This is a genomic window from Mucilaginibacter sp. P4_A11 (genome assembly GCF_056402535.1).
The window spans coordinates 303,367-325,883 of record NZ_JBFUHE010000003.1 but is presented as its reverse complement, the minus strand read 5'-3'; the positions used below and the strand labels follow the sequence as shown (position 1 = coordinate 325,883).

Annotated in this window: 20 protein-coding genes; 8 read left to right on the top strand and 12 right to left on the bottom strand. The window is 43.1% G+C overall.

Annotated elements, in window-relative coordinates:
- Nucleotides 1–257: 257 nt before the first annotated feature.
- Together AC1DUD_RS08325 and AC1DUD_RS08320 are read right to left on the bottom strand one after the other, a co-directional pair.
- A complete protein-coding gene (locus AC1DUD_RS08325) occupies nucleotides 258–872 on the bottom strand; it encodes a trimeric intracellular cation channel family protein (RefSeq protein WP_477373495.1) in 615 nt (204 codons plus the stop codon).
- Nucleotides 873–925: 53 nt separating this feature from the next.
- Nucleotides 926–2,173 carry a dicarboxylate/amino acid:cation symporter gene (locus tag AC1DUD_RS08320; RefSeq protein WP_477373493.1) on the bottom strand — a complete coding sequence of 416 codons (1,248 nt, stop codon included), beginning with the start codon at nucleotides 2,171–2,173 and terminating at the stop codon, nucleotides 926–928.
- Between the two features lie 119 nt (nucleotides 2,174–2,292).
- On the opposite strand from AC1DUD_RS08320, the gene AC1DUD_RS08315 reads away from it, so the two are divergent.
- Nucleotides 2,293–2,868: an HD domain-containing protein gene (locus AC1DUD_RS08315; protein ID WP_477373491.1), complete on the top strand. Its 576-nt coding sequence runs from the start codon at nucleotides 2,293–2,295 to the stop codon at nucleotides 2,866–2,868.
- Nucleotides 2,869–2,880: 12 nt separating this feature from the next.
- Nucleotides 2,881–3,759 carry a YitT family protein gene (locus AC1DUD_RS08310; RefSeq protein WP_330860332.1) on the top strand — a complete coding sequence of 293 codons (879 nt, stop codon included), beginning with the start codon at nucleotides 2,881–2,883 and terminating at the stop codon, nucleotides 3,757–3,759.
- 262 nt (nucleotides 3,760–4,021) lie between these two features.
- Here the strand turns inward: AC1DUD_RS08310 and AC1DUD_RS08305 are convergent, their stop codons facing one another.
- The 3 genes from AC1DUD_RS08305 to AC1DUD_RS08295 form a co-directional block, all read right to left on the bottom strand.
- Nucleotides 4,022–5,065 (bottom strand): adenylate/guanylate cyclase domain-containing protein, encoded by a 1,044-nt coding sequence (locus tag AC1DUD_RS08305; RefSeq protein WP_477373489.1) that lies wholly within the window; start codon nucleotides 5,063–5,065, stop codon nucleotides 4,022–4,024.
- Nucleotides 5,065–5,442, bottom strand: a complete 378-nt coding sequence (locus tag AC1DUD_RS08300) for a response regulator (protein WP_121227148.1) — start codon at nucleotides 5,440–5,442, stop codon at nucleotides 5,065–5,067. Before AC1DUD_RS08300 ends, AC1DUD_RS08305 begins: the two co-directional genes overlap by 1 nt.
- A 69-nt stretch (nucleotides 5,443–5,511) precedes the next feature.
- A complete protein-coding gene (locus tag AC1DUD_RS08295; protein WP_477373487.1) occupies nucleotides 5,512–6,897 on the bottom strand; it encodes a sensor histidine kinase in 1,386 nt (461 codons plus the stop codon).
- Between the two features lie 326 nt (nucleotides 6,898–7,223).
- On the opposite strand from AC1DUD_RS08295, the gene AC1DUD_RS08290 reads away from it, so the two are divergent.
- Together AC1DUD_RS08290 and AC1DUD_RS08285 are read left to right on the top strand one after the other, a co-directional pair.
- On the top strand, nucleotides 7,224–8,888 hold the full coding sequence (locus AC1DUD_RS08290; RefSeq protein ID WP_477373485.1) for an ATP-binding cassette domain-containing protein: 1,665 nt from the start codon (nucleotides 7,224–7,226) through the stop codon (nucleotides 8,886–8,888).
- Nucleotides 8,881–9,939 carry a glycosyltransferase gene (locus AC1DUD_RS08285; protein WP_477373483.1) on the top strand — a complete coding sequence of 353 codons (1,059 nt, stop codon included), beginning with the start codon at nucleotides 8,881–8,883 and terminating at the stop codon, nucleotides 9,937–9,939. The genes AC1DUD_RS08290 and AC1DUD_RS08285 overlap by 8 nt, the downstream gene beginning before the upstream one ends.
- A 233-nt stretch (nucleotides 9,940–10,172) precedes the next feature.
- On the opposite strand, the gene AC1DUD_RS08280 is transcribed toward AC1DUD_RS08285, so the two are convergent.
- The 6 genes from AC1DUD_RS08280 to AC1DUD_RS08255 are packed head-to-tail and all read right to left on the bottom strand — an operon-like array spanning nucleotide 10,173 to nucleotide 16,027.
- Complete coding sequence (locus AC1DUD_RS08280) at nucleotides 10,173–11,273, bottom strand: glycosyltransferase family 4 protein (RefSeq protein WP_477373481.1); 1,101 nt, start codon at nucleotides 11,271–11,273, stop codon at nucleotides 10,173–10,175.
- Nucleotides 11,273–12,193 carry a hypothetical protein gene (locus AC1DUD_RS08275; protein WP_477373479.1) on the bottom strand — a complete coding sequence of 307 codons (921 nt, stop codon included), beginning with the start codon at nucleotides 12,191–12,193 and terminating at the stop codon, nucleotides 11,273–11,275. The genes AC1DUD_RS08280 and AC1DUD_RS08275 overlap by 1 nt, the downstream gene beginning before the upstream one ends.
- Before the next feature lie 8 nt (nucleotides 12,194–12,201).
- Nucleotides 12,202–13,137: a GNAT family N-acetyltransferase gene (locus AC1DUD_RS08270; RefSeq protein ID WP_477373477.1), complete on the bottom strand. Its 936-nt coding sequence runs from the start codon at nucleotides 13,135–13,137 to the stop codon at nucleotides 12,202–12,204.
- Nucleotides 13,130–14,134, bottom strand: coding sequence for a polysaccharide deacetylase family protein (locus tag AC1DUD_RS08265; RefSeq protein ID WP_477373475.1), 1,005 nt, complete (start codon nucleotides 14,132–14,134; stop codon nucleotides 13,130–13,132). The genes AC1DUD_RS08270 and AC1DUD_RS08265 overlap by 8 nt, the downstream gene beginning before the upstream one ends.
- Complete coding sequence (locus AC1DUD_RS08260; protein WP_477373473.1) at nucleotides 14,131–15,288, bottom strand: amidohydrolase family protein; 1,158 nt, start codon at nucleotides 15,286–15,288, stop codon at nucleotides 14,131–14,133. The genes AC1DUD_RS08265 and AC1DUD_RS08260 overlap by 4 nt, the downstream gene beginning before the upstream one ends.
- On the bottom strand, nucleotides 15,275–16,027 hold the full coding sequence (locus tag AC1DUD_RS08255) for a class I SAM-dependent methyltransferase (RefSeq protein ID WP_477373471.1): 753 nt from the start codon (nucleotides 16,025–16,027) through the stop codon (nucleotides 15,275–15,277). The genes AC1DUD_RS08260 and AC1DUD_RS08255 overlap by 14 nt, the downstream gene beginning before the upstream one ends.
- Before the next feature lie 323 nt (nucleotides 16,028–16,350).
- On the opposite strand from AC1DUD_RS08255, the gene AC1DUD_RS08250 reads away from it, so the two are divergent.
- The 4 genes from AC1DUD_RS08250 (at nucleotide 16,351) to AC1DUD_RS08235 (ending at nucleotide 21,361) form a co-directional block, all read left to right on the top strand.
- Nucleotides 16,351–17,853: a B12-binding domain-containing radical SAM protein gene (locus tag AC1DUD_RS08250; protein WP_477373469.1), complete on the top strand. Its 1,503-nt coding sequence runs from the start codon at nucleotides 16,351–16,353 to the stop codon at nucleotides 17,851–17,853.
- Nucleotides 17,854–17,862: 9 nt separating this feature from the next.
- Nucleotides 17,863–18,909: a radical SAM protein gene (locus AC1DUD_RS08245; protein WP_477373467.1), complete on the top strand. Its 1,047-nt coding sequence runs from the start codon at nucleotides 17,863–17,865 to the stop codon at nucleotides 18,907–18,909.
- A gap of 170 nt (nucleotides 18,910–19,079) precedes the next feature.
- Nucleotides 19,080–20,543: a B12-binding domain-containing radical SAM protein gene (locus AC1DUD_RS08240; protein ID WP_477373465.1), complete on the top strand. Its 1,464-nt coding sequence runs from the start codon at nucleotides 19,080–19,082 to the stop codon at nucleotides 20,541–20,543.
- Complete coding sequence (locus tag AC1DUD_RS08235) at nucleotides 20,540–21,361, top strand: class I SAM-dependent methyltransferase (protein ID WP_477373463.1); 822 nt, start codon at nucleotides 20,540–20,542, stop codon at nucleotides 21,359–21,361. Before AC1DUD_RS08240 ends, AC1DUD_RS08235 begins: the two co-directional genes overlap by 4 nt.
- Nucleotides 21,362–21,511: 150 nt before the next feature.
- Here AC1DUD_RS08235 and AC1DUD_RS08230 read toward each other — a convergent pair whose 3' ends face one another.
- Entirely contained in the window at nucleotides 21,512–22,474 is a 963-nt protein-coding gene (locus tag AC1DUD_RS08230) for a hypothetical protein (protein ID WP_477373461.1), read from the bottom strand.
- Nucleotides 22,475–22,517 lie beyond the last annotated feature (43 nt).

Genomic DNA, 22,517 nt, shown 5'->3' with positions numbered 1-22,517 from the left:
GCTCTGCTAATCGGGGATTATTAATAATTATAATTTGTTTTTTATAGGTATTAATGAGATCCCTTCGGTCGGTTGTCTTCGTACCTTACAGCAATGACGTTTTTAGACATAAACAACAAAAGCGAGGTAAAGCCTCGCTTTTGTTGTTTAAAAAATATCACTGCCGCGGGCTTTCAGCCCGTGGTGAGCCATGATGTCAGCTTTCAGCTGGTGAAGCACTAAATCCGAAATCGAACATCCCAAATCCGAAATCGTCATCAATGCCATTCTTCCCTATACACAAACTTGGGCATTTGCCAGTTGTATTTGATAGAAAGCAAACGCAGCGCCAGGCCAATAGCACAAGCTATTACAATAGATATCCCGGCGGGAGCACCTAAATGTTCAATTCCCAGGTAAAACGCCCCGGTAACAATGGATGCACTGGCGTAGACCTCTTTGCGGAACAGCAAGGGGACTTCGTTACACAATACATCGCGCAGTACACCACCAGCACAGCCGGTTATCATCCCACTTAATAAAATAATAAGGATAGGGAGATTGATCTGTTCAGCTATCTGGCAGCCGATAATGGTAAACACCACCAACCCCAAAGCATCCAGGTAAAGGAACAGCGTTTTCATCTTGGTCATGAGGCGGGCAATAATAGCCGCTAATATGGCAGCCACGGCGGTGATCACTAAATATTCAGGGTGTTCAACCCAGCTCATGGGGTAATGATTAAATAAGATATTGCGAACAGTACCGCCACCCAGCGCTGTAACCCAGGCTATAATACAAACACCAACCCAGTCCATATCTCTTCGGCCGGCCGAAAGGGCGGCCGTCATGGCTTCGGCAATGATCGCGATAATGTATAGAATGTGCAGCATAGAGGTAAATGTTAAGGTTTATAGGGCAATTTAATAAACAATAATTAAAACCGTTATAGTTCCTCCTTCAGGGAGTTAGGGGGGCTCTCCGGCTTCATCCAGCTTCTTCCTTCTGTAAATCGGGCCACCAGCATGGCGGCTACCGTATCGCCGGTGGCATTTAACAAGGTAGCCATTGGGTCAACCAGGGTACCGATGATAATGGCAGGAGGAAGCGCTTCGGGCGGGAAGCCATAGGCCGAAATAAAAAGCAATTCGCCAATGTAACCACCATTGGGAATACCGCCTTCAACAAGGCTCACCAAAACCGTCATGGCAAGGGCTATCACTATGGTTTCGGCATTGTTAAAACTTTTACCGAACAGCGCGAATACCACAGCCATTTTTACTATAGATGAGATACTTGAACCATCTTTATGCAAGGTGCCCCCAAGCGGGATGGTAATATTGGCAATGGCGTCAGAGATGCCCATTTTTTTAGCGGCATCCAAATTTGCCGGTATTGTTGCAATACTGCTGCAGGTGCCCACCGCTGTGGCCGATGGTACGATATTGTTTTTCCAGTACCGCTTAACTGCGCTTACACCGCCGGCGATAAAGGCATATAAACTAAATATTGCCAGGTAATAAAAAGCGCCGACACCATAATATAAAGCCATGGAGCGAGCATAACCACCAAACAACTGCGGACCGAACACGCCGACCTGGTAAGCAAAATAAGCACCCAACCCAATTGGGCCGATTTTCATGATGAGGCTAAAAATATTCTTGAAAACCTCGTTGCCACTATGCAAAAAGGCAGCAAAAGCTTTGCCCTTTTCGCCGGCATGTAATGTGGCAAAGCCTGTGATCACCGCGAAGATGATCATGGCCAGCATGCTTTTACGTGATAATAGCTGGTAAAATTCGCTGGTGGTAAAGAGGCTGGTCAGTTGATCGCCAAAGGGCTTTTTGATGATGCCCTCGGTAATAGGACTGGCTACGAGATGCTGATGAATAGGGAAGATCCAGATAGCAACGATGGTAACTATAGCAGCCACCACTACGGTTGATACAAATACCAGCGATGTAACGCCTAATAATTTCCCCAATTTTTGAGAGCCATCCAGCGCGGCAATGGCCGATGCTATGGCAAAGAAAACCAGCGGCACAACAGCCGTGAACAGCAGGTTAAGGAAAATATCACCGATGGGTTTGATCACTTCTACTTTATTGCCCAAAATAGCCCCGGCAATACTGCCAATGATGATACCTGTTATTAATAGGATGATGCCTTTATAGTTTTTAAACCAGCTGTTCATTTTGCTAAGATAATTAATTTGGACAGCGGAGAAGTACGTAATGTGTCTCTATAGTTTTGATTTTTTGATAATATCAGTATTCCTCAAATTAATATATTAGCGCCCATTATAAATACTGAATGCAAGTAGAACAAGCCGGGGATTTTATCCTCGACAAAATAAAAAAAGAGCTCCCTGAACATTTCCATTATCATAATGCCGATCATGCGCTTGATGTTTACACCGCTGCAAAGCAAATTGCAGCAGGCGAGGGGGTGAGTGGGCACGAATTACAGTTACTGCTCACGGCTGCTTACTATCATGATTCGGGTTTTTTGTTTGGGCAGGCCAATCATGAGGTTGGTTCATGCAAAAATGCCCGGCAATATTTACCGCAATTTGGTTATACTGCTGATGAAATTGAACAGGTTTGTGATATTATTATGGCAACCAAAATACCGCAAAGCCCTCACAATCATTTAGGACAAATAATTTGTGATGCTGATTTGGATTATTTGGGCCGAAATGATTTTTTTATCCTCAGTAAAAGGTTATTTTCGGAACTTGTAATTACAGATCACCTTGAATCGGAATTGGAGTGGGACAGGCAGCAGGTGAAATTCCTGCAGAGCCATCATTATTTCACCCAAACCGCACTCAGGCTCAGGGCTGAAGGTAAAAACGAGCATTTGAAAATTATCACAACAAAAATTTAAATACTGCTATTAATGACACAACCGGGTTTGAAAATTGAAGAAATTTTAAAAGACGTAGTAACAGTAATTATCGGCATTTTATTCTGCGGGTTTGCGCTTAAAGGTTTTTTGGTGCCCAACAGCTTTTTTGACGGAGGGGTAACCGGTATTTCGCTGCTTATCCATGAGCTTTATCATATCAACATTGCCTTTGTGATCATAGCAGCCAACATACCCTTTATTATCATGGGTATGTTCCAGGTTAATAAAACATTCGCGCTAAAAACCTTTGCCTGCGTTATTGCGCTTGGTATCTGTTTATTGTATGTGCCTTACCCGGTAATTACTTCGGATAAGTTGCTGGTATCGATATTTGGTGGTGTGTTTATGGGTTTAGGCGTTGGGCTTTCGATCCGTGGCGGTTGCGCGCTGGATGGTATTGAGATCCTTGCACTATATACGCTTAAACGCAGTAGTTTTACCATCAGCGAGATCATTTTAGGCATCAACATCATTATTTTCCTGATAGCTGCAGTAGAGCTTGGTTTGCCAACAGCATTATATTCTATCTTAACTTATTATACAGCATCACGTACCATTAGTTTTGTTATTGATGGTTTGGAAGAGTACACTGCCGTAAACATTATTTCGGGCCAGAGCGAGATCATTAAAGAAAAACTGGTGATGGAGCTTGGTCGCGGTATTACCATTTACAAAGGCGAGCGTGGTTTCCTGAAAGAGAGCTTTGACGTACATCAGCCGGTAGATATTATCTTCACCGTTATTACCCGTCTTGAAGTACGCAGGCTAAAAAACCTGGTACACAGCATCGACCCCAAAGCTTTTATTTTTACTAATAGTATTAAAGAAGCGGCTGGTGGTGTATTGAAGAAACGCGTGAGAGAGCATTGATATCTCCACCTCCGTCATTGCGAGGTACGAAGCAATCGCGAACTATACAGGGTGACTCTGCAGATCGGGGATTGCTTCGTACCTCGCAACGACGGGTTTAAATAAAATACGGTTTTTTCTTGCACTGATCTGTGACGAGTACTTACATGGGTTTGCGTTTATAACGCACGGCCGATGCAATCGCCAAACCATTTTAAGCACCTGTTGAAAACGGGCGCAAGTTTTGACTTCTTACTTAATACTCCTGACTCCCGACTTAGAACTAATCAATCACCTCGTAAATCTCCACCGGTTTTAGCTTGTTTTTTAAACTTACCTCTCCAATTTTATTAAGGGCGAAGGAGCCTTTGGCCTGTTCATATACATCGGCACTTACAATGATCTGGTTGGCCTGCGCCACGGTTTGCAGGCGCTGGGCCAGGTTTACGGCATCGCCTATTACCGTGTAATCCAGTCGCTTTAATGTGGCTGAACCGATATTGCCTGAGATCATCTCGCCTGAATTGATACCGATTGAAACAGAGGGGGTAAAAGTTTTATCGCCTGCCTGAATTTCATCTGCCCCATGCATTTTATCGCGTACAGCAAGTGCGGCGTCAATGGCACGGTCGAGATGGTATTCGCCGCGGAAAACGGCCATTACTGCATCGCCCATAAACTTATCAATGTGGCCATTTTGGGCGATGATTTCCTGTACCATGATATCAAAGTATTTATTGATCATGCCTACAACGGTGTTGGCCGCAACGTGCTCGGTGATTGCGGTAAAACCGCAGATATCAATAAATAGCACTGTTGCCTCAATGGTTTCATTGCTCAGCAAGCTGTTCTCAAACTCTTTATGGGTCATGAAGTTGAGCACGTTCTCATCCACATACATGCGAAGGATATTGTTTTCCTTAATGGCCTGCAATGTTTTTTTAAGCTCAATTACGTGTAGTAAAGTTTTTTCGATAGTAATATCCAGATCTTCGAAGTTTACCGGCTTAACAACAAAATCAAAAGCACCACGGTTCATAGCTGTGCGAATATTATCCATATCACTATACGCCGATACCATTATCGCTTTTAAAATGGGGTTGGCATCGGGTAATTTGGTAAGCAGGGTGAGCCCATCCATCTCGGGCATATTGATATCGCTTAAAACCACGTCAATATCGGGATGGGATGCCAGTTGAGTTAACGCTTCAAAACCATTTTGGGCAAATACAAATTCATATACCCCTTCCCGTATCTTTTTCCTGAATTTTTGCCTGATCAGTAATTCCAGGTCCTGTTCGTCATCTACCACCAGTATCTTGGCCATTATTGTTCTAAGTGTTTAAGTTTGTCTTTTAAATTATTAAAATCAAGTGGCTTGGTCAGGAAATCGTTGGCGCCAAGCTCCATTGATTGTTTGTAGTTTTCATCATCACCGTAAGCAGTGATCATCATTACTACCGGTGGCGGTTTTTCATAGCTGTGCCTGATGTTGCGCAGAAGCTCCAACCCGCTCATCCCCGGCATGTTGATGTCAGATAAGATCAGGATCACCTGCGAATGATGTTCTTCCAAAAAATGAAGCGCTTCCTCGCCTGATAATGCGAAGTTAAACTCTACTTCACCGTTTTTTATTTCTTTTCTGAAACGTTGTAAAAACAAGGGTTGAACATCAGCCTCGTCATCAACAACAAGTATTTTCATAGTACTTCAAAGTTAAATTTTTGTATGGTTTTATTAATGTTTAAGCGCAAAAAATAGCGGCGTTTAACTTTAGGCAACATTGCCAACAGGTATACAGATCACAAAGCGGGCAAACTCGCCTTCGGCAGTTTCAACCTTAAGCTCGCCGCCATGGCCTTTCGTAATAATATCATAACTCATGGATAATCCAAGCCCGGTTCCCTGCCCGGTAGGTTTGGTAGTAAAAAAAGGTTGATAAATTTTATCCAGTACCTTTTGCGGGATGCCTGTACCATTATCTTCCACCGTAATTTGCACCATATTGACACCTGATGGTGATTGCACCTTTTTGGTATTAACCGTTACTGTTGGATCATATCCCTCGCCTAAAACCCGTTTCTTTTCGGTAACGGAGTAAAACGAATTGTTGAACAGGTTAAGCAGCACGCGACCCAGATCTTGCGGAATAGCTTCTATTTTGCCCAGGTTTTCTTCAAAACTGGTTTTCATTGCAGCGTTAAATGATTTGTCCTTGGCGCGCAGGCCGTGATAGCTCAGGCGAAGATATTCATCTGCAAGAGCGTTGATATCCGTAGGCTCTTTTTTACCCGTTGTAGCACGTGAGTGCTGCAGCATGCCCTTAACAATGGCATCGGCACGTTTGCCGTGCTGGTTTATTTTGCTTAGGTTTTGGGTGATGTCGTTAATGATATCGCCTGCGTCTTCCTTTACATCATCGGGCAGTTTGTCGAGTACTTCATACTTTAACTCTTCCAGTAATTCGATACTTACCTCGCTGAAATTGTTTACAAAGTTCAACGGGTTTTGAATTTCATGGGCAATACCCGCGGTAAGCTCACCTAATGAGGCCATTTTTTCAGATTGGATCAACTGGGCCTGGGTGCTTTTAAGCTCTGATAGTGCCAGTTGCAGTTCCTCCGTTTGTTTAGTCAGCTCGGCTGTGCGTTCCCGTACCTCACTTTCCAGGTTTACCTTCATAGCAGCCATCATGCGGTTTTGTTCCTGCTCGGCAAAGCGTTGTTTGCGTTCGTTTTCCAGCGCTTTAGTTTGCTTTCGGCTGATAAGCCAAAGTGAAAATGCCCAGATTAGGGAGAATACCACTAAGCTTTGTATCATATTGTCGTGGCTATCATAAAATGTAGGGAACCATTTTTCCAGTACATCCTGTATTAACCCCGCGATTGCGTAAGGGATCAGGGCAAAAGCCAGTTGCTTGCCTGATTTTAGATCATCGATATAGTAAGGCGCTATTACAACACCCAAAAAATACAGGTGGGCAACAACAATAGCAAGTTTGTGCCCATGATCAAAGCTTACATCAAATATGAAAATAGCAATGGCTATGTAGTAGCCAATGTTAAGGTATTTATTCCATTTGGTTAGCAGTTCATCATTCTTCAGGTGTCTCCTGTATTGGGTGATCACAAATACGGCAAGGAAAGGTTCTAAACTCATGAAGGTTGTTTTACTTCTTTTATAAATGCGAAGCCGAAATTTAGCAATTTTATAGAGATTATTACACTATGCTCATGATTTATCAGGGCAACGGATTAGAAATGATCTATTTTGATTTTTAAAGGAGCGAGTATCAGTTTTTAGAAGGCGACTTTGAGGGATGAAATTTTATACTGTGCAAGTTGACATGATCAAATGCTTGCCTGGATTTGATGAATAAAATGCCGCTATACCGATAGACACTTACGCAAAGCAACCATTGATCCGCACAAAACGTAATCAATAATAAAGGCAGTAATGAACCTGGCTTTGTTGTTGATATACCCTTGAAGCAAATTTTAAAAAGCATCCTGCTCATACTTACCCAAAGCGAAAAAGCGAGGCTTATCAGGCTGATCATTGCCGATATTGTTATCGCCCTGCTGGATGTTGCTTTTTTAGCGCTACTGCTTTTAATGGTTAATTTTTATACACAGCAGGGAGCGGCGAATAATTATCATTTTTTACCAGATGGCCTTGCCAATAATAAATCATTATGGCTGATCGGGATGTTCCTGGTGCTTTTTGCGATGAAAAACTGTATCGGCTTCTTTGCGCAAAATGCACAGCATCATTTTTTTTATCAGGTGGCGTCAAGGCTATCAGAACGTAATATGCGGAATTATCTTGATGCTGGTTTTGATCAGTTTACGCACGTCGATTCATCCATCCACACCCGGCGGATCAGCCAGCAACCTATAGAGTTCAGCCATTATATCCTCACTAATTTTCAGCAGATTATATCACAGGCGGTATTGATCCTTTTTACCATTGGGGCGATCATGCTGTACCATCCAACCTTGTTTGTTTTGCTGTTTGTGTTATTGCTGCCGCCTGTCGCGGTTTTGGGTTGGTTCATTAAAAGCAAACTAAAATCCATCCGCGGGCAGATCAAAACTGTGAGTGAAAAAACACTTCAGCATTTAAACGAATCATTGTCGGGCTATGTGGAGAGCAATATCTATCAGAAAAATGATTTCTTCAGTCGCCGGTTTTTTAGTTATCAGCAGCAGCTTAATCAAAATATAGCCTCACAGCAAACCTGGCAAAACCTGCCTTCACGCCTGATGGAAGTATTTGCCGTTCTGGGCTTTTTTATCCTCATAGCCATAAATAAGTTAACAGGAGATGCTCCTGTTGTTGGTATTTTGACCATCGGTATTTTTGTGGCAGCGGCGTATAAGATCATCCCTGGCATAGTAAAGATCCTGAACAGCAGCGGACAAATGAAAACCTACGAGTTTATATTGGCCGATTTGGTTATAGAGCAAAATGAAACGCTGCGGGTTAATGAAGTTATTGATAAACAGATCACGGCGTTGAAATTTGAAAGCGTAAGTTTTAGCTACGCAGATAAACATGTTTTGCACGGGCTCTGTTTTGAGATAGTTCCTGGCGATATTATGGGCATTTCGGGTAATTCGGGCAGGGGCAAAACAACTATCATTAATCTGTTGACCGGCTTTTTAGAACCTGATGGAGGAACAATTTATATTAATGATAAAAGCGCCGCTGCGGCGATTCGCGGGCTTTATCGTAAAAATATCTCGCTGGTAAAGCAACAGCCGTTTTTTATATACGATACCATTCTTAAAAATATAATACTTGATGATGTGGCGCCCGATGAGCAGAAGCTCGCTGAAGTACTGGAGTTCTGCGGATTAAACAAACTGATTGCAGGATACCCGGAAGGAACAAGCAAGATCATTACCGAAAATGGTAAAAATATCAGTGGTGGACAGCGCCAAAGGATCATGCTGGCACGGGCATTATATCACGATCATGATCTGCTGATATTGGATGAACCTTTTAGCGAGATGGATGCCGATGCTGAAAATGAGTTGTTAATAAAATTACAGCAGCTGGCCCGTCAGGGGAAAATGATCATCCTGATAACCCATAATAAAGCCAGTTTGGCTATTTGTAATAAAGTAATATCCCCCAATGTCTAACCGCAAAAAAACATTAGTTATCCTGAGTCCCGGTTTTCCCGAAAATGAAGCCGATACTACCTGTCTGCCACCTCAACAGGTTTTTGTACGGGCATTAAAGGCCGAAAATCCGGAGCTCAATATCATTGTATTGAGTTTTCAATATCCATTTTTTGCCGCCAAATATAACTGGCATGGTGTAAAAGTCATGAGTTTTGGGGGAATGGGGCGCGGTAAACTATTCAGGCTGAACACCTGGGTGAAGGTATGGAGGACTTTATCTACTTTGAATAAGAAGTATGAAATAGTGGGTTTGTTAAGCTTTTGGCTTGATGAATGTGTTTTTGTTGGCCATTATTTTGCCCGGACAAACAATATTAAACACCGCTGCTGGATGCTGGGGCAGGACGCTAAAGCCGGGAATAGATATGCCAGGCGGATAAAACCGAGAGGGGAGGAATTGATAGCGTTATCAGATTTTATTGTTCGGGAGTTCAATTCAAATTATGGTATAAAGCCGCAAAATGTTATTCCGGTGGGCATTGATACCTCACTGTTTGACTCATTATTCATTGAAAAAGATATCGACATTTTAGGCGCAGGTTCGTTGATTCCCTTAAAGCGGTTTCACCTGTTTGTTGAAGCTGTTGCTATCCTGAAGCAACGTTACCCAAATATCAAAACTGTAATTTGTGGCGATGGCCCGGAAAAGAAGAATTTGTTGGCCCTGATAAAATCCAAACATCTTGAAAACAACATTACCCTGGCAGGCGAACTTCAGCATGATGACGTACTTAAAATGATGCAGCGCTCAAGGGTTTTGTTTCATCCTTCAGAATATGAAGGTTTTGGTTCGGTTTGCCTTGAAGCCCTTTACGCCGGTGCCAAAGTGGTAAGTTTTGTTAAGCCCATGGATGCTGATATAACCAACTGGCATATTGTGAATGATATGGCCGGGGTTGAACAGACTATCCAAAATGTACTTGATGGTACAGATATGGATAATGACCCGGTATTGGTTTATGATATCAGGGATAATGTGAGGAAGATGAAAGAGGTATTTAATATTTAAAACTTTGTATTTACTTGCTGTCCCTGGTTGAAGTTTAGCGATAGCGTAACTTCGACCTAAAACAATGGAAGCATCCTGCTTCTGTATACAAAACTAATTTTGGGCGGTTTCATAAGCAATTATGTAGGCACCTTGTTGAGTTAAGCTGAAGGCTTAACCTATTTTGGGACGAAGTATGCTATCGCTAAACTTCAACCAGTAATGGGCAACTACATAAGGTAATAGAGGCTGAATTATAGGCTCATGGCTATCTCCTCAATCCTCTCCGCAATAACCTCGAACGATAAATTTTGCTTATAATATTCAATGGATAGGCGGCGTTTTTCCGCTACGTTCATTTGCCTGGTTTGCTTAAGTACTTCAAGTAATGCAGCTTCGTTTCCCGGTTCATACAACACACCACATTCACCGTTATTGGTGATCATCCTAAACGATAGAATATCAGTGACCAATGGCACGCACCCGCATGACATGGCTTCGCAAATAGCTGTGCCGCTACCTTCATAATGTGAGCCGGAAAGGATAAAATCGGCACTGTTATACCAGTACAATAAATCGGCATGGGGCACTTTGCCTATCAGTTCTATAGCTTCTTTGTTGGGGGATGAATTTAGTAGATTTTTGATTTCGGACAGTAGCTCTTCAGTATGAAATATCATATAAAGCTTTGCCCCGGGTGAGCTTTGAGCGAATTTCAAAAAGGCTCTGACCACATTAAGCGGGTCTTTATTGTCGTTCAGCCGACCTACCCATAAAAATACCGGCTCGCCTTTTGCGCTTGTTTTAGCCATGGCTTCTGAACGGTTAACTGGAAAAAAGACAGAGGATACTTCCATCACCTCGTGTATTTTACCGGGCGACTTCAGGTTGCCGGCAGTTACCCATTCTATCCCCATATCATGCGAGGCAAATAAGTAGGCATCTGCATATTTATCGGCCATTTTTTGCAGGTTCTTTTTTATTCCGGCAGGAAACGGTTTCTCTGCATGGTTTTGAACAATAATGCGGGTATGCTTGCCAAGCATCAAACCCAGCTGAATTAATTGAACCGGCTGATGAAGGCCGTGAAATATTACTACATCCGGGTTCAGGCTTTTAACATAGCGGTTAAGCTGGAAATTAAAATGAAGCTTTTTTTTGCTAAAGTTTACAAAATGATAGGCGATGTTATTATGATGAACAATGCCTTCATAGTTGATCTGCTTCACATTGATTACCTCATGTCTTTTACTTAGCTGGTCCATAAGTCCGGTATAGCCCAGGGTGCGGATAAACCATGCCTGCGGATCATCAAATTCTGGTGTATAGTTATAGCTGACGAAAACGTATCTCATTAAAATAAACCCTCAATACTTGTATAATTGCTGTTTTGAAATTGCAGAAAACCGACGTGATATAGTGATTCCGGGTTCGACTTCAATGCTTTATTATTGATCACCTTGCCGATCATCAACATATGATACCCCATTTTTTTATGCTCAAACACCTCTATTTCCTTATATCCTCCTGAACATGCCGGCACTGGAAAGCCGAATACCTCGCTTTTAATGGTATTAAATGGTAGCTGATCAACCGGAGTAGGGGCAGTACTGGAGTGCTTGCCCAAAGCGTAAACCGAATTGATATCAACGGTATCGGTATCACATACCACCACTTTACCGGCATTCAGGATTTTATCCAAAGTGATATTGGTTGTGCGCAGGCCCAGCAGGTAAATGCCTTCTTCCTCAATATATCCATGAATATCCATCGGGAAAACATTGCAATACTCATCATCAGCATAGGAAACGATGATAATACTGCGTGGATAGGAGTAGAGAGCGCTTACTACCCTGCGACTGTCATAGGTATTCTTTTTGGAGCGCAGAAAATACCTGAAAAGCATTTCACGCTTCAAGGTGTTAAGCTGATGGTTTCTGACGCTTTGTATCCTGAACAAAAGCAGGCTGCCTTTCGCCATATCGATTTTTTCAATCAACGATACGTGTATCGAAGCGCAAAGCATGTTATTTGTCTTAAATTCGATGACCCCACTTGCAGCATCCAGGTTGCTTATTTCGTTAACCGGTAACCAGGCAGCCATGCAAAACGGATCAAGGCAGATCATGCTGTTGTTACGGGTGATATCCAAACTTTTGCCTGCAACGTTCAAATAAACCTTCTCCCTGATCTGGCTCTGTTGCAGCCGGGTTATGTAGAAGGTTTTTACCGGACTTCCGTTAAAAAGAAGTTTTCTGATCGGTTGAGTTATCATATCGCTATTTAAAAAATATCTATATCAGCAAAAGCAAATGCCATTTTATCCAACGGCAACCGCGCCCCAAGGTCTTTAACAATTACCGGGAATGATGGGATAGGCTCTGCAAATTTTTTCAAGAACGAGTTTAGCGCAGATCTTTTATCAGCCTGGAACTGTAGTTTTCTCAATCCCAATTGCCGGGCTATTTTTGATAGTTGGGCAATAATGTACGGCAAATCATTATCAGTGATGTCGATGTCGCCAATTACCATACCGTCGGCTATCCTGAACCAAACTGAAGTATCGCCCGTTTTAATAGTGAAACTTTCGGTATAGGTTTTATGGCCGAGATAATAGTTATCTCTGTGCAGCCCATAAAAGCCTTCGCCGATCAATGTACTTGTTACTCCCTTTTGATGAGCTTTGTGCTTTTTAAGTACGCTCAACACATAAAGCCTGTATAAGCCTTTTAAAAATGGAAACTTGTTTGCTAATCTCTCCAGCGGGAGCGTTTTAACGGGAATGATAAAACACTCCATCTGGGCAGCTACCTGCCAATCGAGCTTGTTTACAAAACCCGGCAGAGAGTTTTGATTGGGAAAACCAAACAGGATCAGGATCTCTTCGGTGTAACAAAGCTTATAGGTGAGTTCGGCCAGTTTAATAAATAGCCCTTTACCCCGGTGATCTGGATGGGTCATGGTATCAGCCGATTGTGCGGCTAAAACAGGCTTCCCATCGCACGCAATAAAGCATGGGATCACACCATAAAATGCTGCGGGTACATCACCTGCGTAAGCCAGGTATCCGGTATACATCACCCCGGTAAAAGCGGTATTATATTTCCTGTTGAAAAAATCAGGAGGGAGAGCTTTGCCATAAACGGCCATATGCAGGCTGGTCATGTCGGCGAGCCGGTCTTCGGTTAAACGTTCTATCCTGTACCCGTCGCTATGCATATCTCCCCCTTATTATGGCGTTTAACTGGTTTGGTGTGGATATAAACGGGTTAACGGTAAAGCGCTCGCGCAGGTTGTTATCCTGCCCGTCCTCCGCTTTAACAAATTCAGTGGCGAGTAATTGCGTATAGCCGGCCTCTTTAGCATGGTTTAAAACTTGCTCATTATACGAGCCGTAAGGGAAAGCAAAGCTGTCGATCTGCTTGCCGGTTATGTTTTCGAGATATTCCTTGCACATGGCCATTTCGCACGCTGCATTTGCAGGGTGAATACGGGCAAGATCGTTATGATAATAACCATGCGCGCCAATGGTAACATAAGCTGATGTGGCCATGGTTTTGATCTGTGCGGGTGTCATTTGCAGCCAGTAATCTTCATCCTGCCGCTTAGCTTTAAAACCGGTGAGCTGATCAAGAAAACTCATCAGCGCGGCTTTTTCATTAAACCCGGTCGACCGTAGTTTTTCGGCATAGGAGGTGCCTTTTTCATCTACATATTTATTGTTCCTGTTTTTACGATAGGTTTGATTTTTATAGACGAATTTTTCAGGCCCGTAGTAGCCGGCAATGCTCAGCATATCGTTCCATAAAATATCAAAGCCCGCATCGCAAATGGCTGTAATGAAAAAAGTAGCCGGTATGCGGTATTTGGTTAGCAGGGGCAATACATAGTGGTAGTTATTGGCCAGCCCGTCATCAAAAGTAAGACAGATGTTAAACTTGTCGTTACTGAACCGGCCTGCATAATAATCGTCGAGCGACACCACATTGAAGTACTTTTTATAATACTGCAGGTGCTCTTCAAACCTTTCGCAGGTGAGGAACAGGGTGTTGAATTTATGCGGATCACCTTTACAAGCATTATGATACAGGATGATCCGGCTTCCGCGGGCATTTTGATACAATTCTTTATCCAGGCCCAAAACATGGCGTGCATCGCCGCTTAAATAAGCTGCCTTGCGCTTTGACCTTGACCATATTTTTTTCAGGATGCTCATGCTGCCGGCTGTGCTGGATAGGGTACAGGAAAACTGGTGTCGGGTTTATAACGTTTTATTTCGGCCATCAACCCGTGGATATCGCCCTGTACGTATTTGAAATGGTTGCCGGTAAAAACCTTACTGTAATGGGGGCCAGTTATGCCGGTAAGCTGGTGATAAAGTGATTCATCAAACAAAAGAATTTCGCCTTTGCGCATCACAAGTAAAATATCTTCGGGTGTCACATCATAAAATGCCTGTATGCCTGTTTTGCGTTTTGCTTTGGCTATTACCAGATCAGCATCAAGCCCGTTTGCGATTCTGCCGGTGTTCAGCTTCCATATTTTGGCAGGCGATGTGGTAAGGGCCTGATAAAGTTCATGATCACTAAGCATGTGCGTTTTATGCGCAAGACGAATGTGATGCCAGATGTCCCAATCCCCGGTAAGTGTGCTATCGGTACCAAACAAAATGGTTGTTTTTGTTTTCAGCTGATTGATGGCCGCTGTTTTATTAAGCAGGAAATAATTTGACTCGGGGCACCAAACCAGGGCCTTAAAGCGTTTGGCCTGCCCGGGATCCATAGCTACCCCGTGAATGCCAATGAGTTTGCGCCTCAACAGGTTCCATTTGATCAATTCGTCAATTTCAGCATGTGCGGCATCATTTGTCCCTTCGCCCGTATGGATCACGGCGGACTGGTTTGCTTTGAGTGGGTTATTTAATCGCTTTTTCCAGTTTTTTTCAAACCGGACCGAATGGATGCTCTGGCAATTATCAAATATGGTGATCAGGGGATCATTTATTACGGCCTTTTCGCCATGGTTTACAACGGTAGTAACACCGCAAAGCAGGTTTTTATAAATACCCCAGCGTTCGCGAAGGGCAATAGGGATCTTTAGTACAGACGCGATTTCATTAGCGTAAACCCGGTGAATGTGTTTCCCCCATTCGGTGTAGCTTTCATAGGTTTGATCACCAAACTGCGGAAAAAGGTTAAAATCAAGATGGTCGTGCGAATTGATCAGTCCTGGGAAAGCAATGGCATCTACAAAGGTTAGCTGTTCGCGGTCATCAGCAATAGCAGGGGCAACCTGTTTAATTTTACCCTCGCCTATGCTTATGCTCACCACGGCATCGTTTCCCGGTATTGTCACATTATTCAGTACCATCGGTTCTCCTTAAATGCAGCCCGTAAATAATAGGGAAGCCTTTATACCTGTCATATACATGAAGTGCATTTTTATCGGCGTAATAATGCTTCATGCTTTCATCTATTTTAATTTCTTCTTCGGCAACCAGCTTGAAATTGTTGTTCAACAGTAAATCTTTAATGGTGTTTACCGGGTGTACATAGTTTTCGACAGCAATAAAACTGCTGCCATGTTTAAATGTCCGTTTGCCGCCGTTAGCCAGCGTGTGCGGATGGAAATCGGTAATTATAATATCGCCGTTTGGTTTCAGGATACGTATCCAGGCTTGTAAAGCAGCCTCAATGTTTTTGATGTGCGCAACGGTAAGCGTTGAAACTATGGTATCAAAACTCCCCGATGGCATATCGCTGAACAGATCATCAGTAATACGGTAAATATTTGCCAAAGGAAACTTTTGCTGTAAACGGGCCAGCATCCCGCCCGAGGTATCAAAGCCTGTTAAAGTCCCCGGGGTTAAAGCAAATAGTTTTTCCCAATGCCTGCCGGTACCGCAGCCGATATCCGCCACATTTTTACCGGCGATGATTGTACTTTTTACCAATCGTGGAAACAAAACCTCATCCAAATCAAGCATCAGGTTGCCGGGTTGTGCATCATAATTCTGGGCCCAGATATCATAGGCATCCACCGAATTTTTCTCCAGTATGTTTGGCGGGAAAAAGCGCTGCTTAATATAGTTTTTTACAGTTTGGATCACAGTTTTCGGGGTATTTAGTTAATAACCTTATATCAGTAATTACGGCTGGTAAATAATAATGGTTGCCAGCTATTTTATTTATAAAGGCAGGCAACCCACGTTTAAAGGGGGGCGTATTTACTAATGTGAAAGCGATATTGTAGAGGTGGGCTCAGAAATAATTGTTGTATGGGCAATCCCCCGCATTTGTGATTGGGTATGGCAATGGATTTTATTTGAATGTTGGCTTGTATTGGCAGGGGTGCATGTACAGGCCACATAAACTGAAAAATAAATCCATTGCCGGGGGATTGAAGGCAAGCGTAAAGTTTTACTACTAACAGATGAACAAAATACTATTATTCAATCCGCGCAGTGCTAATAACAAGTATCGCATACCTAATTCGATACTGAATATAGCGGCATCGGTTGATGGGAAATATGACTGGGTTATTGTTGACGGCAATTGTGAGCACGACCCAATGGTGAAAATAGATAGCTATTTGAGCACCGGCGAGTTTAAATACTTTGGTTTTACGGTTATGCCCGGCCCGCAGTTGAGGCAGGCCATTAAAGCCGCTAAAACTATCAAGCAAAAATACCCTGAAACTAAAATGATCTGGGGCGGATACTTTCCTTCAAACCAGCCCAATGCGGTTTTATATTCTGGTTACGTTGATTTTATTATCAATGGCCCTGGCGATAACGCTTTTCCCGCTTTGATAGATGCCTTAGAGAATAATGAGCCCTATGAGTTTATCCGCAACCTCATTTATAAAGCAACCGATGGCAAGATCGTCAAAACCGCTAAAGAAGACCTTTTAGATCAGGATAACTTGCCACCATTACCATACGATAAGCTCAATACTTTTTACCCCATCACCAAATTTTTAGGTAAAACCTACCTGGGCGAAAAAACGATGGCTTACCACTCCAGCATTGGCTGTCCGTTCACTTGTTCCTTTTGCGCTGTAGTGCCCATTTATGAGGCAAGGTGGAAAGCCAAATCGGCACAGAACGTATATAAAGATGTAAAATATATTAAGGATAAATGGGGCGCCGATGCCATTGAGTTTCATGATAATAACTTTTTTGTATCAGAAAAACGTGCAGTTGAGTTTGCACGTTTGATAAAACCCGAAAACATGACTTGGTGGGGTATGGCTCGCATCGATACCATGTCGAAATTTAAGGATTCATCGCTTGCTGCTATCCGGGAGTCGGGTTGCAAGATCATCTTTTTTGGAGCAGAGAGTGGTAATAACGCTATTTTGGAGCAGATGGATAAGGGCGGTACCCAAACCGGCGACCAGATCATTGAGTTTGCCGAACGCTTAAAGAAGTTTGATATCATCCCCGAATATTCATTTGTACTGGGTACGCCGGCCCCGACACAAGAACAGGTACAGTCGCAAATTGATTTTGAGATAGATTTCATCAAAAAGGTAAAAGCGGTGAACCCTAAAACAGAGATCGTGATCTATACCTATAGTCCGGTACCTACCGAAGGTTCGGAACTGTTTAAGCAGGTAATGAAAAGCGGTTTCCGCTTCCCCGAAACATTGGAAGACTGGATCAGTCCGGCCTGGGAAGCCTTTGATCTTCGCAAAAACCCGCTTACGCCGTGGTTAACACCTGAAATGATTGATAAGATCAGGAATTTTGAAACGGTGCTTAATGGGGTATATCCAACGGTTACTGATATCAGGCTTAATATGATTAAACGTATGGCTATTAAATTGGTGGCTACTATGCGCTACAAGGCGAGTATGTACCAATATCCATACGAGATAAAGTTGCTACAAAAAGTTTGGCGCTACAGGCAGCCCGAAATACAGGGATTTTAATTTATGCAGATGACCGGCCAATCATTATATCATACTTTTCAGCGTTTTCGAACATTGCAAACGCACCGCATTGCTGCGCTGCCCATCGTGATTTTGATGCCGCACAGTGCCTGTAATTGCCGTTGTGTAATGTGCGATATCTGGAAGGATAATAAAAACCTGAAGCAGCTTACCGAAGCCGATGTAACCGACCTGTTGGTTACGCTACGGAAATTCGGAACCAGGCAGGTATTAATGTCGGGAGGGGAGGCATTGCTGAATGCCAATTTTTTCAAGCTGTGTGAGATACTGCGGAATGAAAAGATCAAGGTTACGCTGCTCTCAACCGGCTTATCTATCAAAAAAAACGCATCCAATATTTTAAAATGGATTGACGACCTCATTGTTTCTTTAGATGGTGACGAGCTTTTGCATGATGCTATCCGCAATGTGTCCGGAGCGTTTAATAAGCTGCGGGAAGGAGTGGAACATATCAAATCTATCGAACCGAAATACCGTATTACAGCCCGTACGGTAATCCACCGGTTAAATTACAGGAACTGGCCTGCCATTATTGAAGCCGCAAGACAAATGGGAATAGACCAGGTAAGTTTTTTACCTGCCGATGTTAGCAGTCATGCCTTTAACCGCCAAACAGCCTGGGCTGAGCCTAAGCAGCACGAGATCCTACCCGGTGAAAATGAACTTCCTGAATTTCAGGAAATAGTAAACCGGGTACTTGCCAATAAAGGCGATTTTACCAATAGGTTTATTGCTGAATCACCGGCAAAGATCCAGGATATCTATGGTTATTATGCCGCCTTTTACGGTCACAACGCGTTTCCGTTTAAAAAATGTAACGCGCCATGGGTATCGGCAGTAATTGAGGCAGATGGCGCCGTTCGCCCTTGTTTTTTTCATGAGGCGATAGGCAACATCAGGGATAATGCATTAGATGATATTTTGAACAGCAAAGAGGCGATCAATTTTCGCAAAACACTGGATATGGGCAATGACCCTACCTGTGTTAAATGCGTATGCTCGCTTAATTTATCGCCGCTGGCGAGGTTGGATTGATAAAAGAAAAATAATAAAAGGCGCAGGATTGTGCGATTCCCTCCCCCTGGGAGGGTGTGGGAAGGGGTTTCACCAACAAGTTGAAAAGCTGTAGAAACCCCTCCCTGCCACATCACAGCCCTGCACACCCCTCCCTTGGGAGGGGATATCTTTTAAAGGCTTAAAAACGTATGAACAATATACTGTTTACACATTCTTACTTTTTGCGTTTCGATCCCAAGCAATGGGGGATAGGACAACCTTATGCGCCGCTGGGAACCATATATGCAGCGGCTTTAATGCGCGAACATGGCTACAGTGTAAGCTTGTTTGATACCATGTTTGTGAGTGATCCTGATGAGGTAATACCGGCTATAGAGTTGAACAAACCCGATTTTTTTGTGATCTATGATGACGGGTTCAACTACCTCACCAAAATGTGCCTCACCAATATGCGGGAAGCCGCTTTTAGGATGGCTAAGCTGGCAAAGGAAAGAGGATGTACCGTGATCGTCTCCAGTTCGGATTCAACAGACATGTATGCGGCTTACCTTGCCGAAGGTGCCGATTTCGTGATCCTGGGCGAAGCTGAGCAAACGCTGCTTGAGCTTACCCAACACATGGGGGACGGTAATACTGATCATTTTGCTATTAAAGGATTAGCCTATATGAACGGCAGCGAGATCATTAAAACCCCCAACCGTTCGGTAATGAAGGAACTGGATAATTTGCCAATGCCTGCCTGGGATTTGGTAAGTATGGATACTTACCGCGACATGTGGCTAAAGAACGCAGGATACTTTTCGGTGAATGTAGTTACTACCCGTGGCTGCCCATTTAAGTGTAACTGGTGTGCTAAACCTATTTATGGTAACCGTTACAACTCCCATAGTCCGCAATATGTGGTTAATGAACTCAAAATGTTAAAAGAGCGATACCAGATGGATCATATCTGGTTTTGTGATGATATTTTTGGGTTGAAACCCGGCTGGGTGCAGGAGTTTGCCAAACTGCTCAGGCAGGAAGGGATCAAAATTCGCTTCAAGATCCAGTCTCGGGCTGATTTACTGGCAGAGGAAGAAGCTGTGGAAGCCCTTGCCGCCGCCGGTTGTGAGAATGTTTGGATAGGGGCCGAAAGCGGATCACAAAAGGTGCTGGATGCCATGGATAAGGGTATCACTATCGATCAGATCCATACCGCTACACACCTGATGAAAGCGCATAATATCAAGCCATCATTCTTTATCCAGTTTGGTTATCCGGAGGAAACGCGTGATGATATTACGCTAACTATAGATATGATCAACCAATTACTGCCGTTTGAGATTGGCATTTCAGTATCATACCCTTTGCCCGGCACCGGTTTTTATGAAAGAGTTAAAAACGAGTTGAAAAAGAAAACCAACTGGACAGATTCCGATGAGATGGCGCTGATGTTCAAGAATACTTATCCTGCCTATTATTATAAACAGCTGCATAAATACGTGCATCGTAATTATCACAAACACCTGGCTAAAAACAGTCTTCAAAAACTGCTTAAAGATCCCTTCGGGAGTTCATTAAACGGTATAAAGAAAGCATTGTCGGTATTTTATTATGCTCCGCTTACTTATTTTGAAAAGCTGAAGCTGGAAAAATTTGAAAAGGCCATATGAACGGAGTTTCATCACATATAAACGAACAATTTGCCGAGGCGGCTTTTAGTAACCAGTCGGTAGTTTTTGATGAACTTTATGGTGCCGATACCATTATTGGCTACAAACGTAAACGGGTACGCGATCATATCCTTCAATATTTAAAGCCCGGTGGCAGCATCCTGGAACTGAACAGCGGCACCGGTGAAGACGCCTTGTTTTTCGCACAAAAAGGGTTTAAAGTACATGCTACCGATATTTCAAAAGGGATGCAGCAGCAACTACATGAAAAAGTGTTAAAGCAGGATATGCAACACTCGGTAAGCAATGAGCTTTGTTCATATACTCAATTGGAACAGCTAAACAACAAAGGTCCTTACGATCTCATCTTTTCCAACTTTGCAGGCCTCAACTGCACCGGTGAACTGGATAAAGTATTAAGCTCCTTTACCGGATTACTAAATCCCGGTGGGATGGTGACATTAGTGGTGCTGCCCAAATTTTGCTTTTGGGAAACATTGCTGGTATTTAAAGGGAAGTTCAAAACAGCCTTCCGCAGGTTTTTTAGCAGTAAAGGCCGTAAGGCGCATGTGGAGGGTGTTTATTTTGATTGCTTCTATTACAATCCATCATATATCAAAAAACGTTTAAAGCAGGATTTTGAAGTGTTAGGCATTGAGGGACTATGTACCATAGTGCCGCCGTCATACATTGAAGGTTTCGCCGAAAAGCATCCGAGGGCTTATAAAATGCTTTCCCATTGGGAGGATAGGTTGAAGACTACCTGGCCGTTTAAGTATATAGGGGATTATTATATTATTTCGCTGAGGAAGAAGTAGAACGACAACCTCATTTTTAACGCGTCATTGCGAGGAACGAAGCAATCCCCGATTAGCAGAGCGACTGAGTAAGTCCCCCTGTATAGTTTGAGATTGCTTCGTTCCTCGCAATGACGTGGCGTAGAAGACTGTCCAAACTTGCTTCGGAGATTACTGCGCCACCCGGTCTTCCGATTCCTGGAGCAGATTCGCAACTTTATTCCGGTACCTTTCTATCAACTTAACCTGGAAGTTTTCGGGGGCGGGCTTGGCGAAATGTTTACTTGCGGCCATACTCATTACTGCTCCCCGCATGTTCAGTTTTTTCATTTCGGTTTTCTTGTTCCAACGGCCGGCGGTGATCCCCATTAATAGATTATCCAGCCAGTCGCCAAAGGGATTGTTGAATAGTCTTTCCAGCAGGGATTTATACCATAGTTTTTTTGTTGGTTTGGCAGTAGCAAGGCGCATACATTTGTTGGGCAGGAAATCATGCATCCATACATTGGTTTTAAAAAAACTCTCGAATGTAGTGTCGCCTTCCAACGGGATAATAGTAGCTACCTCAATGGCCGTATAAATGTTTTTTTCAACTATCTGCAGCTGGGCCTCATCAACATAATAGTTCATGCAGTAGTTGTGTTGTTTACCAACCAAAAAGGTAAGTTTTTTGAATATATGCATAAATGTACGTGCAAGCCAAAGCCTGTTACGTTCAGTAATGATAAAGAAATCAATGTCTGAATTATCGTCGGCGCAGTTTTTAGACAAAGAGCCCGAAATGCCTATGCCACGTACATACGGAAACCTGATTAGGAATGCGCCGACTTCCTTGGCTTTATTGATCAGTTCGGCAGCTTTTTTGTTTCCCTTGCTGCGCCTTACCGCAATCATATAGTCGTTTTTAAGCGAGTAGAACTTATCAAAATGGAATACCAGCTTGCTGATGATCAATTGATCAAGAGCCTCGGTGAAGTCATGCTGACCGTATTTATTTTCCAGGAACAGGAATATTTCGCCGTAGGTTAACGGATAATCCCACATGTCAAAATAGGCAAGGGTAGCTAAGATATTGTTCCGGGTGTTTAACAATCGTTTATTGTTTGGTTCAATTAAGGTGACTGTACTTTTCACGTCTTTGTATATATAATGATGACGTACCCCTAATGGCTTTGGT

What these genes read in the sequence shown, in the direction of transcription:
- AC1DUD_RS08265 (WP_477373475.1), bottom strand. Translation starts at nt 14,134, where the DNA reads ATGAGCATCCTGAAAAAAATATGGTCAAGGTCAAAGCGCAAGGCAGCT.
- AC1DUD_RS08305 (WP_477373489.1), bottom strand. Translation starts at nt 5,065, where the DNA reads ATGGCCAAGATACTGGTGGTAGATGACGAACAGGACCTGGAATTACTG.
- AC1DUD_RS08280 (WP_477373481.1), bottom strand. Translation starts at nt 11,273, where the DNA reads ATGAGATACGTTTTCGTCAGCTATAACTATACACCAGAATTTGATGAT.
- AC1DUD_RS08320 (WP_477373493.1), bottom strand. Translation starts at nt 2,173, where the DNA reads ATGAACAGCTGGTTTAAAAACTATAAAGGCATCATCCTATTAATAACA.
- AC1DUD_RS08285 (WP_477373483.1), top strand. Translation starts at nt 8,881, where the DNA reads ATGTCTAACCGCAAAAAAACATTAGTTATCCTGAGTCCCGGTTTTCCC.
- AC1DUD_RS08295 (WP_477373487.1), bottom strand. Translation starts at nt 6,897, where the DNA reads ATGAGTTTAGAACCTTTCCTTGCCGTATTTGTGATCACCCAATACAGG.
- AC1DUD_RS08325 (WP_477373495.1), bottom strand. Translation starts at nt 872, where the DNA reads ATGCTGCACATTCTATACATTATCGCGATCATTGCCGAAGCCATGACG.
- AC1DUD_RS08300 (WP_121227148.1), bottom strand. Translation starts at nt 5,442, where the DNA reads ATGAAAATACTTGTTGTTGATGACGAGGCTGATGTTCAACCCTTGTTT.
- AC1DUD_RS08270 (WP_477373477.1), bottom strand. Translation starts at nt 13,137, where the DNA reads ATGCATAGCGACGGGTACAGGATAGAACGTTTAACCGAAGACCGGCTC.
- AC1DUD_RS08250 (WP_477373469.1), top strand. Translation starts at nt 16,351, where the DNA reads ATGAACAAAATACTATTATTCAATCCGCGCAGTGCTAATAACAAGTAT.
- AC1DUD_RS08310 (WP_330860332.1), top strand. Translation starts at nt 2,881, where the DNA reads ATGACACAACCGGGTTTGAAAATTGAAGAAATTTTAAAAGACGTAGTA.
- AC1DUD_RS08235 (WP_477373463.1), top strand. Translation starts at nt 20,540, where the DNA reads ATGAACGGAGTTTCATCACATATAAACGAACAATTTGCCGAGGCGGCT.
- AC1DUD_RS08245 (WP_477373467.1), top strand. Translation starts at nt 17,863, where the DNA reads ATGACCGGCCAATCATTATATCATACTTTTCAGCGTTTTCGAACATTG.
- AC1DUD_RS08260 (WP_477373473.1), bottom strand. Translation starts at nt 15,288, where the DNA reads ATGGTACTGAATAATGTGACAATACCGGGAAACGATGCCGTGGTGAGC.
- AC1DUD_RS08240 (WP_477373465.1), top strand. Translation starts at nt 19,080, where the DNA reads ATGAACAATATACTGTTTACACATTCTTACTTTTTGCGTTTCGATCCC.
- AC1DUD_RS08315 (WP_477373491.1), top strand. Translation starts at nt 2,293, where the DNA reads ATGCAAGTAGAACAAGCCGGGGATTTTATCCTCGACAAAATAAAAAAA.
- AC1DUD_RS08275 (WP_477373479.1), bottom strand. Translation starts at nt 12,193, where the DNA reads ATGATAACTCAACCGATCAGAAAACTTCTTTTTAACGGAAGTCCGGTA.